16 protein-coding genes are annotated in these 16,915 nt (G+C 29.6%); all 16 read left to right on the forward strand.

Annotation, left to right across the window (positions count from 1 at the left end; genetic code table 11):
• The first annotated feature begins 635 nt into the window (after positions 1-635).
• Entirely contained in the window at positions 636-1,001 is a 366-nt protein-coding gene (locus tag AAC008_RS00320; protein ID WP_339886726.1) for a hypothetical protein, read from the forward strand.
• A 441-nt stretch (positions 1,002-1,442) separates the two neighbouring features.
• Positions 1,443-6,152 (forward strand): PAS domain S-box protein, encoded by a 4,710-nt coding sequence (locus AAC008_RS00325; protein WP_339886727.1) that lies wholly within the window; start codon positions 1,443-1,445, stop codon positions 6,150-6,152.
• A 4-nt stretch (positions 6,153-6,156) separates the two neighbouring features.
• Positions 6,157-6,585: a response regulator gene (locus tag AAC008_RS00330; RefSeq protein ID WP_339886729.1), complete on the forward strand. Its 429-nt coding sequence runs from the start codon at positions 6,157-6,159 to the stop codon at positions 6,583-6,585.
• A gap of 40 nt (positions 6,586-6,625) precedes the next feature.
• Positions 6,626-9,343 (forward strand): response regulator, encoded by a 2,718-nt coding sequence (locus AAC008_RS00335; protein ID WP_339886731.1) that lies wholly within the window; start codon positions 6,626-6,628, stop codon positions 9,341-9,343.
• Between the two features lie 205 nt (positions 9,344-9,548).
• Positions 9,549-9,926, forward strand: coding sequence for a hypothetical protein (locus tag AAC008_RS00340; protein ID WP_339886732.1), 378 nt, complete (start codon positions 9,549-9,551; stop codon positions 9,924-9,926).
• Between the two features lie 240 nt (positions 9,927-10,166).
• Positions 10,167-10,370, forward strand: a complete 204-nt coding sequence (locus tag AAC008_RS00345; RefSeq protein WP_339886733.1) for a hypothetical protein — start codon at positions 10,167-10,169, stop codon at positions 10,368-10,370.
• A complete protein-coding gene (locus AAC008_RS00350; protein ID WP_339886734.1) occupies positions 10,319-10,549 on the forward strand; it encodes a serine hydrolase domain-containing protein in 231 nt (76 codons plus the stop codon). The genes AAC008_RS00345 and AAC008_RS00350 overlap by 52 nt, the downstream gene beginning before the upstream one ends.
• A gap of 30 nt (positions 10,550-10,579) precedes the next feature.
• Entirely contained in the window at positions 10,580-11,575 is a 996-nt protein-coding gene (locus AAC008_RS00355; RefSeq protein WP_339886735.1) for a phosphotransferase, read from the forward strand.
• A gap of 147 nt (positions 11,576-11,722) precedes the next feature.
• A complete protein-coding gene (locus AAC008_RS00360) occupies positions 11,723-12,232 on the forward strand; it encodes a hypothetical protein (protein ID WP_339886736.1) in 510 nt (169 codons plus the stop codon).
• Between the two features lie 106 nt (positions 12,233-12,338).
• Positions 12,339-13,103 carry an alpha/beta hydrolase gene (locus AAC008_RS00365; RefSeq protein ID WP_339886737.1) on the forward strand — a complete coding sequence of 255 codons (765 nt, stop codon included), beginning with the start codon at positions 12,339-12,341 and terminating at the stop codon, positions 13,101-13,103.
• A 45-nt stretch (positions 13,104-13,148) separates the two neighbouring features.
• Positions 13,149-13,919: a patatin-like phospholipase family protein gene (locus tag AAC008_RS00370; protein WP_339886738.1), complete on the forward strand. Its 771-nt coding sequence runs from the start codon at positions 13,149-13,151 to the stop codon at positions 13,917-13,919.
• Positions 13,920-14,159: 240 nt separating this feature from the next.
• Positions 14,160-14,351 (forward strand): hypothetical protein, encoded by a 192-nt coding sequence (locus AAC008_RS00375; protein ID WP_339886739.1) that lies wholly within the window; start codon positions 14,160-14,162, stop codon positions 14,349-14,351.
• Between the two features lie 3 nt (positions 14,352-14,354).
• Positions 14,355-15,044, forward strand: coding sequence for a hypothetical protein (locus AAC008_RS00380; RefSeq protein WP_339886740.1), 690 nt, complete (start codon positions 14,355-14,357; stop codon positions 15,042-15,044).
• A gap of 356 nt (positions 15,045-15,400) precedes the next feature.
• Positions 15,401-15,820, forward strand: a complete 420-nt coding sequence (locus AAC008_RS00385) for a MarR family transcriptional regulator (protein ID WP_339886741.1) — start codon at positions 15,401-15,403, stop codon at positions 15,818-15,820.
• Positions 15,821-15,822: 2 nt separating this feature from the next.
• Positions 15,823-16,245, forward strand: coding sequence for an organic hydroperoxide resistance protein (locus AAC008_RS00390; protein WP_339886742.1), 423 nt, complete (start codon positions 15,823-15,825; stop codon positions 16,243-16,245).
• A 22-nt stretch (positions 16,246-16,267) separates the two neighbouring features.
• A complete protein-coding gene (locus AAC008_RS00395) occupies positions 16,268-16,903 on the forward strand; it encodes an NAD(P)H-dependent oxidoreductase (protein WP_339886743.1) in 636 nt (211 codons plus the stop codon).
• The last annotated feature ends 12 nt before the right edge of the window (positions 16,904-16,915 follow it).

Here is a 16,915-nt window from a genome sequence, read left to right on the forward strand (position 1 = left end):
ATCATTACGGTGTTTTGTGATTAGTGATTAGTGATTAGTGTTTTTTTTCTGGAAGACTGATTGTTTTAATTATGAATTGTGAGTTATGAATTGTGAATTTTTGGAACACCGATTTTAAAAATTGGAGAAATCTTTATAATTTTTAAAAAATCTGTGTAAATCCGTTTAATCTGTGTCATCTGTGTTCCTAAAATTTTTGCGTGTTGGTTTCTGGAACACGGATGAGACGGATTGACTTCGTCAAACGCTGATTATCGCGGATTTTATTTGGAACACGGTTTACTTTAATTGTGAATTGTGAGTTATGAGTTATGAATTATGAGTTTTTTGGAACACTGATTTTAAAAATTGGAGAAATCTTTATAATTTTAAAAAAATCTGTGAAAATCCGTTTAATCTGTGTCATCTGTGTTCTTCTTGTTTTGTGTAGAGGTTTTGGCACGCAGATTTTATTTCGAACACTATTTGAGAAATTGGAAAAAACTTTGTAAACTTTTCTTTGTAGTTAGCTTGTAAGCTAAATTTAGTACCTTAGTACTCTATTAAAATTTCTATTATTATTCTTATAAAAGGTTTATACAGACTGCTGAGAGAATTTTAGATATGATAACTAACTTTGAGACTAATTACAAATTATGGGAGAAATTGCCACATCAAACAGACAAATAACATTGTTTTACGATTCTAAATGCGTAATAGCAAAACAAACTTTGGCGTATGCTAAAGCTGAAGGTGTACCCGTTTTAGAAGTTGATATTCTAAAAACACCACTAACAGGGACTCAAATAGTAGAGCTTGCTCACCGATTAAAGATGGAAGTAGCTGACCTTGTAAACCAAGAGCTACCAGCTTATAAGGCAGATTTTGAGCAGCACAATTATTCTACAAACGATTGGATAAAAATGATACAACATAATCCAGAACTTATGAAACAGCCCATAGCTTTGCGAGGTGAGGCTACTGTTTTAGTTGAAACACCTACTGATATTTTGAAATTATAAGGTTAAATGTCTTTTAAATGAATTATTTGCTAAGTAGGAAATAGTTTTTAAATTAACGGTTCTCGATATAATTTTGTTCCATTGCATTGCACAAAATCACTCGATCTGACGGTTGTGGGTTGCGAGCTATTGGAACACTAATTTAGAAATTATAAAATTTTTAATTTAAAATAATTTTCGAAAATTCGTTTAAGCTATGTCATCTATATTCCTATATTTTGCATGAAGTTTTGATTGTTTTCTTGAAGGGTTTTCTTGTAAAGAAATTCATTATTATACTTTTATAAGCTGAAACTAGTTTTTTTTAGATTAAAAGGCAAAATGTTTATTATAAATGAGGTGAAAATGTTAAATTAAGGGTGAAATAAAATTATAATTCAAAACATTAGTTGTAATTGTAGTAATAAAGCTTAATTTTAAAAGATAATTAAGTTTTATTTTATGAAGATTAAAAATCTAGAATTATTAGATTTAAAAAAAATAGATTCTCTACTAAAAGGGTTTAATAGCACAACGGGATTATCAACAGCGATTTTAGATATTGATGGTGCTGTTGTGTCTCAATTTGAATGGAGAAAACTTACTACTCAATTTTATTCGAGCAACCCAGAAACTTCAGACTGGTTTAATAATAGCACAATTGATTTTAGTGAAAATAAAGCGTTTTATATTTTTAAAAATCCAAATGGATTGTGTGAAATAGCTCTTCCAATTATGTTTGATGGAATCCATTTTGCAAATCTATTTTCTGGACCTTTTTTGGAACAGCAACCTGATGTTACTTTTTTAACTAAGGAAGCAAAGCACTATGGATTTAATGTTAAAGCTTATGTTGATGCTATAGAACTTTTACCTGTAGTTTCTTTAGAAAAAATTAAAGATTCTATTTGCTTTTTAAATGAAACCTTGCATTTTAGTATTGAAATGGCTTTTGAAAAAATGAGTCATAATGAATCCATTGAAGCTTTAATTAGTAGAAGTCATTTTTTTGAAAACATTATTGATAACAGTCCAGCGTTAATCTATGTTGCAGATATCGAAGGAAAGCTTAAACTTGTAAATAAAGAATTTGAAAAAAAACTTAGGGTACAAAAATCGGAAATAGTTGGAAAAAATCGATTGGATATTATGCCGAAAGTAATAGCGGATCAACATCGTGCTAATGATCTTAAGGTTATACAATTAAAGCAACCTATAATCATTGAAGAAGAAAATATAGAAGCTGATGGTACGCATATTTATATTTCACAGAAGTTTCCTCTTTATAATGATATGGGTCAGGTTCAAGCCATAGTTGGGGTTTCTACAGACATTTCTGAAATGAAAAAAATAAAAGAAGCGCTAACAAAAAGTGAAAACAAATATAAAAGTTTGTTTGAAGATTCAGCTGATGGTATTTTTGTAGTGAATGAACAAAGTAATATTTTAGAACTCAATAACAAGATTTGCGAAATACTAAATTACAGTAAAGAAGAGTTGATTTTGTTAAATGCAAATGATATTATCCACAGCGATGATTTGAAAAACAAAGATTATGCTAATGCCTTAGAAATTCTACTACAAGGAAATACAATATATACACAATATCGATTGCGTAGAAAAGACGGTAACTATATTGATGCTGAATTAAGTATTAAAAAGATTAGCGAAGGACAATTTTTAAATATAATTAGAGATGTTACGCAACGTAAACTTGCAGAAAAAGCCTTATTAGAAAGAGAGAAATTACTTTCTGTTATTTTTAATAACCATACAGATCTTCAGTTGTTAATAAATATAACAAATGAAAAGGAATTTCTTGTTGAAGCTATAAATAATCCTTTCAATATAACAGCTTCTAAATTTGGTATTACACTTGATAATGACGAAATAATAGGCAAATCGATTCATAATTTATTTCAAACTATTGGTTTAAGTAATGAATATTATGATAAATCTATTGCAACATATAATGAAGTAATAAGAAAGGAAAAATCAATAAGTTTTAGCGAAACTATTAGTATTTCAGGACATATCTATAATTCTGAAATAACCCTAAGCCCAATAATGAATGAGAATGGAAAATGTCAATATGTACTTTATAATTCTCATAATATAACCGAACAAACAATAGTAAATAATGCTTTAATAGAAAGCGAAATAAAATTCAAACAAATTTTCCTTACAAGTCCAGATTTTGTAACCCTAACTTTAATAAAAGACGGAATCTATGTTAATGTTAATGACAATTATTTAAATGTTACTGGATATTCTCGTGAAGAGATAATTGGAAAAACAGCTGATGAATTAAATATTTCTATTGATGAAGATGACAAGGTTCATTTGTACGCAGAAATAGAGGAATTTGGAAAAGTTGAAAATTTAGAAGTAAAACTTTTTTTACCTAATGGTCGAATTATAAATGGTCTAATATCTGCCTCCGTACTATTAATAAATGATGCACCACATCTTTTTGCCATAACAAGAGATATAACGAATATTAAGCAAGCTAAAAAAAGAATACAAGAAAGAGAGAAAATACTTTCGGTTATATTTAATAATCACAATGATCTTCAATTATTATTAAATTTTGATAACAAAGGTGATTTTATAGTAGATACAATTAACAAACCTTATATAGAAACAGCAAAACTTTATGGAATTACTCTAGATCTTGATGCCATAATTGGAAAACCAGTAAATGTATTAAATGAAGTTTTAGGTTTAGGTGATCACTACTATGACATTACAATTGCTAAATATAAAGAAGTTGCAAAAACCGGAAAATCATTGAAATTTAATGAAAGTATTGAAGTTTTTGGAAAAACATATACTTCTGAAGTAACTATAAGTTCTATATTAAATGACGAAGGTAAATGCCAATATATATTGTATAATTCTCATAATATAACTGAACAAACAATAGCAAGTGAATCTTTAAAAGAAAGTGAAGAAAAATTTAAACAAATATTCCTTACAAGTCCAGATTTTGTTACTATTTCTAATATTGAAGATAAAAAATATATAGATGTTAATGAAAATTTCTTGCAAAAATCAGGATATACTCGAGAAGAAATTATTGGAAAAACCTCTATCGAAATAAATATATGGCATAACCCTGAAGACAGAAATCGTATGCTTTCTTTATTAAATGAAAATGGATATGTTGAAAACATGAAAGCAAGATTTATTCTTAAAAACGGCAATGTTATTGATGGCCTTTTGTCAGCTGGACTGTTTAAAATAAATAATGAACAACACATTCTTACTATAACAAGAGATATAACTAAACTTAAACAAGCAGAACAAGACCTTAAGGAAACAGTAGCTAATTTAAGATCTATGATTGATAATAGACAAGATTCAATCTATTCTATTGATCGTGATTTTAACTATATTATTTTCAATAACACTTTTGAAAAATTTATAAATAATAAATACAATATTCAGTTAAAAAAAGGCATGAGCTTAATTGAAAACCTTACTGAGGAGGAAACGAATTTTTGGGTACCAAAATTTGAATCTGTTTTTAAAGGAGAGAGTGATACTTTTGAATTTACATTTGAAATAAATAATGAAGTTCAATATTTTCAAACTACATTAAATCCTATTATTGAAGACCATATAATTATAGGAGCATCTGGTATAAGCATTGATATTACTGCACGAAAACTAGTAGAAGAAGCTCTTAAATTATCGGAAGAAAAATTTAAGAAATCGTTTCAATTAAGTCCCTTTTTAATAACACTTAGCACGTATGAAGGCCAAGTTATTGAAGTGAATGATCGTATTTATGAGACGCTTGGGTATACTAGGGATGAGTTTATAGCACGTAATGCTATTGATAATCCTTTATGGGTTGACATAAAGGAGCGTCAAAAATTTGTTGACCTTTTAAAAAGAGATGAGTACGTAAGTGCTAGGGAAGTTCTATTTCATAAAAAATCTGGAGAAATAGGTGTTTTTTCTTGGTCGGCTTGTATTATTGAACTTGATGGAATAAAAACATGTCTTACAATTGTCTATGATATTACCGAACGAAAACAAGTAGAAGAAGCTCTTAAAGTATCTGAAGAAAAATTTAAGAAATCATTTCAATTAAGTCCTTTTTTAGTTACACTTAGTACGTTAGAAGGTCAAATTATTGATGTGAATGATCGTATATTTTCAACCCTTGGATATACAAAAGAAGAGTTTCTAACACTTAATGCTATCGAACATCCTTTGTGGGTTAATCCTGAAGATCGTGTTAAATTCATTAATCTTTTGAAAAACAATGAACACATAAACGAAAAAGAAACGCAGTTAATTAAAAAATCTGGGGAAATAAGTGTTTTTTCTTTGTCTGCAAGCGTTATTGAGCTTAATGGAAGAAAGATGTATCTTGGTATTATTCATGATATTTCAGAAAGGAAAAATGCAGAACAAGAAATTATAAAATTAAATTCTGAACTTGAATTAAAAGTTAAGAAGCGTACAGCACAACTTGAAGCTATAAATAAAGAATTAGAAACTTTTAGCTATTCAGTTTCTCATGATCTAAAAGCTCCTTTGCGTGGTATTGATGGCTATAGCAAATTACTTTTGGACACTTACAAACCTGACTTAAATGAGGAATCACAAACATTTATAAAAAACATTCGAACTTCTACACTACAGATGAATCAAATTATTGATGATCTTTTAGATTACTCTCGTTTGGAAAGAAGCCAATTGCAGATTGCAAAAATAAAAATAAAAGATTTGATTGAATCTGTTCTGTCAATTTATACGTTAGAATTAGAAGCTGGATATTTTAAAATAGATAATAAAATTGAGGATATTGAAATTTTTGCAGATAAGAAGGGTGTAATTATTGCGATTCGAAATCTTATTGAAAATGCCATCAAGTTTACTAAAGAAAAAGACAATCCTACCATTAAAATAGAGATTGAAGAGACAGAGTCATCGTGGATTATTAGTGTAAATGATAACGGAATTGGTTTTGACATGCAATATCATCATAAAATTTTTAATATCTTTCAACGCCTACAAAGATCCGAAGACTTTCCTGGTACAGGTATTGGCTTAGCGCTAGTAAGTAAAGCAATGCAAAGGATGCAGGGCAAGGCATGGGCCAAAAGTATCCCAAATGTAGGTTCAACTTTTTATTTAGAAATACCAAAAAATTAATAATATGCCGTCAAATAATACAGAAAGAGCTATTTTGCTTGTTGAAGACAACCCTGTTGATCTTGATCTTACGCTACGTGCTTTTGCTACAAAAAAAATTTCAAATCCCATTCAGGTAGCAAGAGATGGTGAAGAAGCTTTAAAATATTTTGAACGATGGAAAAACGGAGAACCAACACCTATTGTAATATTACTTGATTTGAATATGCCAAAAATCAATGGATTGGAGGTGCTTGAAAAGTTAAAATCACATCCTATTTATAAAACAATACCTGTAGTAGTTTTAACAACTTCCTCAGAATCTTCAGATTTAGAAAAAGCATATCAATTGGGAGTTAATTCGTATATTGTAAAACCTGTAAGTTTTGAAAACTTTTTAGATGTAGTAGGTCATATAGATTTGTATTGGAGATTAACGAACAAGCCATTATAAAAATATTAAGCCTATATACTTTACTTAAAATATAAGTTGTATGAAAATATTACTACTCGAAGATAATTCTTCAGATGCCGATTTAGCAAAAATAGGACTTTCTAGGCTTATTCCAGATGTTGTCATAAAACATGCTTCAACTGTAGAACAAGCAAGAATGTTTTTGCATGCAAATCCTTCCTTTGATATTGCTCTTTTTGATGTGAGTTTACCAGACGGTAATGGTATTGAATTTCTTTTGGAAATTAGACAGCAGTATTTGGATTTTCCTGTTATTATACTTACAGGTTCAGGGGATGAAGATTCAGCTGTTACAGCGTTAAAAATAGGAGCAGAGGACTATGTTTTGAAACATGCTGATTATATTTCAAGTCTTCCAGAAATAATAGATCAAGCCATAACTAATTTTAAAAAGAATGTATTAAATAAATCAGAAATTATTGATGTTTTATATATAGAACACCATGCTGCAGATGTTGATTTTACAATTCGACATTTTGCACAATACGCTCCAAACATACATATTAAAGCTGTATCCACTGCCGATGAAGCTTTATTAAAATTAAATACAAAAAATGCAGAAAAATATAAGGTAATTCTAATGGATTATAGATTACCTGGAATGGATGCTTTAGAATTGATAAAAACTATTCGTCAACAACTAAAGTTAAATACTCCAATAATTTTAGTTACTGGACAAGGAAGTGAAGAATTAGCTGTACAAGCACTAAAGGTTGGAGCAAATGATTACCTCACAAAGAGTGAAGATTATTTAATTAGACTTCCAAACCTTATAATAAATTCATATCAACACTGGGAGTTAAATAGAAAACATTTAGCTCAGAAAGAAAGTGAGTATAAATACCGACTTTTGGCAGATAACTCAGCAGATATCATCTTTGCTCTTGATATGGATTTGAACTTTACTTATATAAGTCCAGCTGTAAAATACATGAGAGGATTTGAACCTGAAGAAGCTATTAAACAAAAATTAAATGAAGTGTTAACATATACTTCATACCAAAAAGTAATAAAGCTAATTTCAGAATTACTCTCCGAAAAATTGTATCTGCAAGAGCATATAGATTTACAGAAATCTATAGAATTAGAAATGTTTCGAAAAGACGGAACCACTATTTGGACAGAAGTAAAAACTTCGCTTATTTTAGACGAAAAAAAGGAACCTGTTGGGATATTGGGTGTAACAAGAGATATCTCTGATCGTAAAATAATTTCTGAAAAATTACTAAAACTTTCTCGTGCTGTAGAACAAAGCCCAACCCTTATAGTTATTACAGATACAAATGGTATAATTGAATATGTAAATCCAAAGTTTACTGAAATAACAGGCTATGCATTGGATGAAGTAATTGGAAAAAATACAAATATTTTAAAATCGGGTCATACATCTGCTTTAGAATATAAAAAAATATGGAAAATAATTGCTGATGGTGGAGAATGGAGAGGAGAATTTCACAATAAAAGAAAAGATGGAACCTTGTATTGGGAGGAAGCTTCAATTTCCTCTATAAAAAATTTAGAAGGAGAAATAACCCATTACCTTGCTGTAAAAACAGACATTACTGAAAAGAAGAAAATAATAGATGAACTTATAATTTCAAAAGAAAAAGCAGAAGAAAGCGATCGACTTAAATCGGCATTTTTAGCCAATATAAGTCACGAAATACGCACTCCGATGAATGGAATTTTAGGATTTTCAGAATTGCTTAAAGAACCTAGTCTTACTGGTGATGAGCAAAGAAAATACCTCGAAATTATCGAAGAAAGTGGAAATCGTATGCTGAATATTATCAATAATATTGTAGATATTTCTAAAATTGAAGCAGGCTTGGTAAAATTATCAAATTCTGAAACAAATATAAATGATCAAATAGAGTATGCTTATACGTTCTTTAAACCCGAAGCGGAGAAAAAGGGAATTCAGCTTATTCATAATTCTTCATTGTTAAAACAAGAAGCCTTTTTAAATATAGACCGAGAAAAATTATATTCTATTCTTCTAAATCTAATTAAAAATGCTATAAAATATACGGATAAAGGTATAATTGAAATAGGCTATAAATTAATAAAATTAAACAAAGATTCCTATATAGAATTTTACATTTCCGATACTGGTATTGGTATTTCAGCGGACCAACAAGATGTGGTTTTTAAGCGATTTATTCAAGCAGATATTACAGATAGACATGCAAGACACGGAGCAGGCCTAGGACTTTCTATTTCAAAGGCTTTTGTAGAACTAATGGGTGGTAACATTCGTGTTGAAAGCCAACAAGGTAAAGGATCTATCTTTTATTTTACTGTGCCTTATACTGCTACAAATCTAGTGATAAAAGAAGAAAAGCAGTCTATGGATAGTGCAGACTTTGGACTTCCAAATAAACTAAAAATTCTTATTGCCGAAGATGACGAAATTTCAAAAACACTATTAAGTTTTCTACTAAAACCTATCGCTAACGAATTGCTTATTGCTAAAAATGGAGAAGAAGCCGTTAAACTATACAAAGCAAACCCTGATATCGATATTATCTTAATGGACATACAAATGCCGATTATGGATGGTTTTGAAGCTACTAGACAAATTCGACTTTTAAACAAAAATGTAAAGATTATTGCTCAAACCGCTTTTGCTTTATCTGGTGATGAAGGAAAAATAAAAAATGCAGGGTGCAACAGTTATATCAACAAACCTATTAAAAAAGAAGCTTTGTATTTAGCTATTAAAGAAAACCTGTGATTTTTTGTCAATAGTAAGCTTATAAGATTAGTGATTTTGTGTATTTAATTGGAACTAATTTCTATAAAGATATAATACTTTTAAATAGTTGAAAGCGTTCAGTTATTTCCAATTTTATTTTTGTAACTTTAGGAAATAGCTTGATTTAAAACATTATGCTATGAATACACAATTAGGTTTTTAAAGAATTATTAAAAAAAAACAAATGGAAACTCAAAAAAAACTAGGTGTTTGGATGGATCACGCCAATGCCCAATTGATAGATTTAAACTCAGATAAAAAGAGTCAAGTTATAAGTTCAGATTTCACATTTGAGACTAAAGAAGAAGCTTTAAGCAGAAGTGAAAACGTTATGCATAATAAGCGTCAACAAATGCAAGAAGCTTATTACAAAAAAATAGCTAGTGCCATTTTAAACTACAATCATGTCTTATTATTTGGTCCAACTAACGCTAAAACAGAATTGCATAATTACTTGAATAAAGATTCTCATTTTAAAATGATAAAAATTGATGTAGAAGCAGCCGATAAAATGACGGATAATGAAAGAGGTGCTTTTGTTAAAAAATATTTTGGGAGTTAGCTTGTTGCAGCTAACAGAACATAGGTTAAAAAAGTAACAACCATATAAATAAGGTATTTTGCCTCTTTTATATGGTTCTTTTTTTTAGATTTGTTTGATGGAAGAAAACTTTTATAATAGGATAAACGTAAGGAAATTTATCTTTTATAAAATTGGATTACTTGAGCTCTATGCCTTAAAAGATTAAGTTATAATCTAAAATAAATAAATAAATAAACATTCAATAGATAAACATGATTTATGAAAAAAATACTTGTAACTTTTTTAGTTGTACTATTTATAAGTTATCAGTCTGCAAAAAGAAACGAAACCACTCCATTTAACGAATTAAAGGGTTTAATTGATAATTATGCAAAAGAATCCTTGAAAATGGTGTTATTAATTCTATTGCCTTGGCTGTTTATAGCGATGGAAAATTTTATCATAATTATTATGGTGAATTAGATAAAAATTCAAACAATCCACCAAATGATAAAACACTTTATGAAATTGCTTCTGTCTCTAAAGTCTTTGCTGGTTCCCTTGCAGCCAAAGCCGATTTAGAAAATAAACTTACTTTGGATGATGATATTAGAAAGTATTTAGTAGACGAATACATTACTAAAATCAATCAATTGAAATAAGTTGATATAACCTTATACAAAACCCTATAAATGAACACCTTTCCTGTTACTACTTCAACCTTATCTTCGGATGCTTTAGGCACTTTCATAAAAGAAAACTATTTATTAGGAGAACACTTTGAGTGTAAATTGTTTAGAACAGGCATAAATCATACGTATTTTTTGAATGACAATTCCTCTAAATACGCTGTCAGAGTATATTGCTACAAATGGCGAACTAAAGAAGAGATAGAAGCAGAGTTAAGTCTTTTACTTTTGTTGAAACAAAACAATATTTCGATTTCTTTTCCAATTGCCGATAAAAACGGAAACTTTATTCAAGAAATTAATGCTCCCGAAGGACTTCGATATGTAGTACTTTTTTCATTTGCTAAAGGCGAAAAAATGCGATTCATGACAGAAGAGACTTGCTCTGTTATTGGTTCGCTTATGGCTAAAATTCACAATGTTACAGCAAATAGAGTAATGGATCGAATGTATTATTCTACCGATGTATTATTAAACCAATCATACAACCATTTAAAGCCCTTTTTTAGTGAGGATTTGAATGAAATGCAACTCATTAAGCAAATGGGTTCAACCCTCTCAAAAACACTCTTAAATACAAGCTTATCATCCTCACAAAAAGGAATAGTTCATTTAGATATTTGGTATGATAATTTGAGCGTTCTTAACGCTAACGAAATCACTATTTTTGATTTTGATAATTGTGGTAATGGAGCTTTTATTTTAGATGTGGGTTATTTTTGTAAACAATTATTTTTTATAGAAACAGACAAAACTGTATATGAATCAAAAGTGGCAAGTTTCTTAAAAGGCTACCAAAAAGTTAAACCTTTATCGAATACTGAAATTCAATTAATTCCTGAAGCAGGAGCTTCTATTTTTATCTTTTATCTAGGCGTTCAAGCCCAACGATTTGATTGGTCTAATATATTCTTGTCAGAGAATTATCTTAAAATGTTTGTAGGTAGAATAAAATCTTGGCTTGATTATTATGAAAAAATAAAAAACAAAAAAGAGTAGTGAATATCACTATTTAATACGTGTTTGTTATTTTTAAAGCAAAACATTGAAGTTTTCAAATTTTTACTATATATTTGTTTTAACAGTAGTAAATGTTAATTAAAAAATTAAAAAACATACTACAAGCCAAATTTAAAACCAATTACTATGCAAAGACTTTCAATACTTTTAACCATTATCTGTTTAACAATCGGACAGTTTTCATTCGCATGTGACTGCAACAGTCAAGACAAATTTAAAAAAGCCGCTCCAGAAGCAGAATTTGTAGCTTTGGTAAAAGTGACTAAATATTTGACTTATAAAAATATTTATGGTGTTGAAACCCCAATTTCAATGGAACTTGAGGTTATTGAAACATATAAAGGAAAAGAAAAGAAAAGAAAAATTACAGTTTGGGGTGGAGACGTAAATATTTGCAGACCTTTTTTAAACAAATTCAAAAAAGATCAATATTATGTAATGGCTTTAGACAAAGTAGTAGAGAATTCTACTGAAGTATCTCATCCTGGAGAAAAGAGTTCTGATTACTTTATTGCTCAATGCGGTGAACGTTATTTAAGTGCAGATGTCAAAAAAGGAACCACTACAAATTGGATGACTGAAGAAGTTAAAACAGTTAGTCTTAAAGAAATAAAAGCTCTTTTTACAAAAGAATAAAGTTAGATTATATTCTGAATAATTTTTAAACTAAAAAAAAACTTCTCAAATTTTATAATAAATTTGAGAAGTTTTTTTTTGAACTCATTTCAATATTTCTAATCCTATGCCAAGTCAAAACCTTTCCCTTTCTGAAATCGCTTATACAAGAATAGATACTTATCCTAATAGACCTACGATTGTGTTTCTACATGATTCCTTAGGTTGTATTGCTTTGTGGAGAGATTTTCCTATAAAGTTGGGAGAAATTACGCAATGCAATGTGCTTATCTATGACCGACAAGGGTACGGAAAGTCTTGTGGCTTTTCTTATGACCAACGAGAAAACACCTATATGGAAGACGAAGCCGATATTCTAAATGATTTATTAGACTTTTGGAAGTTAGATCAAGTCATCCTTTTTGGACACAGTGATGGTGGTTCTATTGCTTTATTGATGGCCGCCAAATATCCAGAAAGAGTTTTAGGAATTATTACAGAAGGAGCTCATGTTTTTGTAGAAGATATTACGATAAAAGGAATTAAAGAAGCAATACAACTTTATGAAACATCTGATTTAAAAGTAAAGCTAGAAAAATACCATGGTTCCAATGCAGATGCTATGTTTTGGGCTTGGGCTACTACTTGGAACAAACCCGATTTTATTTCGTGGAATATTGAACAATTTCTCTTAGCTATTCAATGTCCATCTCTCATTATACAAGGAGAAAAGGATGAATATGGTACTCTAAAACAAGTAGAAAGCATTTTAGAGCAGGTGAATGGTAGAACTCAAAAGTATATCATTCCTGAAATTGGACATACGCCACATAAAGAAACTCCAGTAAAAGTTTTATTGAAAACTTCTACTTTTATTAAAACATTATTTTAAATTTGAATACACAAAAACAAGCAAAGGTTTAACAGAGCTAACACTATGAAATACGATTACGGAATAGTATTGTCTGGAGGAGGAGCAAGGGGAATAGCCCATTTGGGAATCCTAAAAGCCTTAGAAGAATTTGGCATACAACCTTCTATTATTTCGGGTACAAGTGCTGGAGCTATTGCAGGTGCTTTTTATGCCAAAGGTTTTGAAGTGGACGAAATACTTTCTATAATTAAAAACGGTCATTTTTTTAACTTCTCAAATTTAAATATCGTAAAACAAGGTGTTTTTTCTATGAAAGGTTTTGAACACATCTATAAAACCTATTTTAAAAACAATTCATTTGATGACCTGAAAATCCCTCTTTATATTGCAGCTACTGATATCTTAAAAGGAGAAATCAATTATTTTTCAGAAGGTGAATTATCTACCTCTTTACTAGCTTCAAGTTGTATTCCGGTATTGTTTCAGCCCGTACATTATAGAGGAACACATTATGTTGATGGTGGTGTGCTAAATAATTTCCCTATTGAGCCTTTGTTGGATAAATGCCATAAAATTATAGGAATTAATGTAAATTCTATTAGTAAAGTAAAACATGAAATACCCACTAAAAACGTATTGGATAGAAGTTTTCATTTGGCTTTAAATAGTGCTAATAGCCACAAATTTACCTTATGTGATTTGTACATTGAACCTCCAAAAATGAGTCAGTTTGGGTTATTAGATTTAGATAAAATTGACTCGATTTATGCTTATGGTTATCAATACGGTTTAACTCTTGAATCAAAAATAAAAGAGTTAATCATTAGTAAGTAGCTTTACTAGTATTTCACTCATCATGTTTTTGTAATAGTTTAAAAGAACTTAGTCTTACAATTCCCATTAATTAATTACTTACTAGTGTTTTATAGTATGTGCGATTCCGAATAAAATCCGTGAAACATGTAACTTAAACCTATTATTATGTAATACTTACTAAAGGTATTTTTATCAAATTTGTAGTGCAAATACATTCATCCTTTCCCCATAAATTAAGGAAAATTAAAACATAAAAAAATGAAACAAATACTACTGATTTTTGCTGTAGCCATATTAACAGCATGTGGACCTTCTGCAGAGAAAGTGGATGATGAAAATTTAGAAGTGACTTCCGAAACAACTAAAACCATTGAAGAAGCTCAAGATTTAAATACTGAATTAGAAGAAATAGATGGAGAATTGGACTCATTGTTAAACAAAATCAACTAAACTATGTATAAATTAACACTTACAATTTTATTAGCTGTTGGGATAATGGCTTTTAAACAACCAAAAACAAATGCTGAAGAACTTACTGCTTTCAAAGCGACTTCTCCCATAGTAGGTGAAGTAGTATTCGATATAAGTACAAATGAGAACACCCAAAATAACAGTATAACTTTCGATCAAAAACATCAAGGAGATAAAGGGAAACAAGGAAACAAGAAAGATAAAGGAAATAAATCTCATAAGAAGAATCAGCAGAATTTTGCAAAAAAAAATAAGGAAAGTAACAATGCCATAAAACAAGTTAGCAAAAAACATAACTATGGAAACGAAGGGCATAAAGACAAAAAGCATTATGAAAAAGGACATCCTAATTTCAACTACGTTTTTGTTAATAAACACGGTTATTTTTCACATAAAAATTATGGACAATGGCGTTCAAAGCAAGCAAAAATGAAACACAAAAAATACCACCCTGTTTATGAATACCAAGCTGTTGAGGGGTTTAGGTTAATTCACACACGCAATATTTTTTTGTATGACGAAACCGATTATAAAATCAATCTTTTAAACACCCGTCTTGCTCAAAAAAGAAAAGCAAATGAAATTGATGTTGTTGCTTATGATGGATACATGACTCGAATTTTGGAACTTCAAGAAAGAAGAGCTGCTTTAAATATAAACATTAATTTATAAAAGAGACTAGATTTTTTTTAAGAAATTAGAAAACAAATACAATTATTAAAAAAGCAGATAGTACTTTTCTATCTGCTTTTTTATTGTTTTATTGAATACAAAAAGTTTAAAATAAGTATGAAAATGCATTTTTTGCTGGAAATAGAAACGCATTAAATTTGTTAAAAAAAACCAAATATTTTATAGAACTAGTGAAGCAATACTTAATAAGTGAACAAACAGGAAAAAAGGTATTTTGCCTTTTTTTATAAAATTGAGTAAAAACTTACTCCTTTTGTTAAATTACTATTAATGTTGCGCAATTATATTGTGCACAATTTATTTATGTTTTACATTTGTTTCATCAAATTGAAAACATGAATGATCCATTACAACTTAACGAGCAAGTTTGTTTCCCTGTTTACGTTTTTGCTAAGGAAATTATTAATCAATACCGTCCTTTGTTAGAAGCGTTAGAACTTACTTATCCACAGTATTTGGTTATGATGGTTTTGTGGGAAGAAGAAGTACTAACGGTCAATCAATTGGGTGAAAAATTAAAATTGGATAGCGGAACACTTACACCATTACTTAAAAGAATGCAGTTTAAAGGGTTTATTTCCAGAGATAGAAGTACAGTGGATGAACGTATCGTAAATATTTCATTAACCGAAAAAGGAAAATTTTTAAAAGAAAAAGCCTCTTGTATTCCAACTCAATTAATGGAATCAATGAATGTTTCAACGGAAGATTTAACAACATTAAAAAACATTATTACTAAAATTTTAAAAAAATAACTATGAAAACATTGTATACAACAAAAGCTACTGCAACTGGTGGCAGAAACGGACATGTAAAAAGCGAAAACGGAATTGTTGATTTTCAAGTAAGACATCCAAAAGGTTTAGGTGGTGCTAATGACGATTACGCTAATCCAGAAATGCTTTTTGCGGCAGGCTATTCGGCTTGTTTCGATAGCGCTCTTAACTTGGTCATTAAAAAAGAAGGTATTACAACCGGAACGACTACGGTAACGGCAAATGTTAGTATTGGTTCAAATGACAATGGAGGTTTTGGTTTAGAATCGGAACTACATGCTACTATTCCAGGAGTAACAATGGAAGTAGCACAATCGCTGATAGAAAAAGCACATCTAGTTTGTCCTTATTCAAATGCAACTAGAGGAAACATGCCTGTAAAATTGACAGTTTCAAACGAATAATTCAATAAATAAACAAATAAAAATGGCTTTAATAGAAGATTTAAACTGGAGACATGCTGTAAAAGCATACGATTCTAGCAAAAAAGTAAGCAAAGAAGATATCAATAAAATTGTAGAAGCAGCACGTTTAGCTCCAAGTTCTTCTGGATTGCAACCTTTCAACGTATTGGTAGTTGAAAATCAAGAATTAAAAGAAAAATTGGTAAAAGGAGCTTTAAATCCTGAATGTATGAGAGACTGTTCTCATGTTATCATTTTTGCTGGTTGGGATCGTTACACAGAAGAGCGTATTGATAAAGTATATAACCATACAACAGATGAGCGTGGATTAGAAAGAGGTCGTTTTGGTAGTTATACAGATATGTTAAAGAAAATCTATCTGTCACAACCTGCTGAAGAAAACTTTGAACACATTGCAAGACAGACCTATATTTCTTTAGGTTTAGCTTTAGGTCAAGCGGCTGAATTAAAAGTAGATAGTACTCCCGTTGAAGGGTTTGACAATAGTGTTGTGGATGAAATTCTAGAACTTGATAAACTAGGTTTAAAAAGTGTTTCTCTAATGTATGTAGGTTACGCTGATACTCCAAAAGACTGGATTGCTCCGATGAAAAAAGTGAGAACTCCTAAAGATGAATTTGTAATTGAATTCAAATAAATCTATAAATAA

It is taken from the genome of uncultured Flavobacterium sp. (assembly GCF_963975515.1).
Classification (GTDB): Bacteria; Bacteroidota; Bacteroidia; order Flavobacteriales; family Flavobacteriaceae; genus Flavobacterium.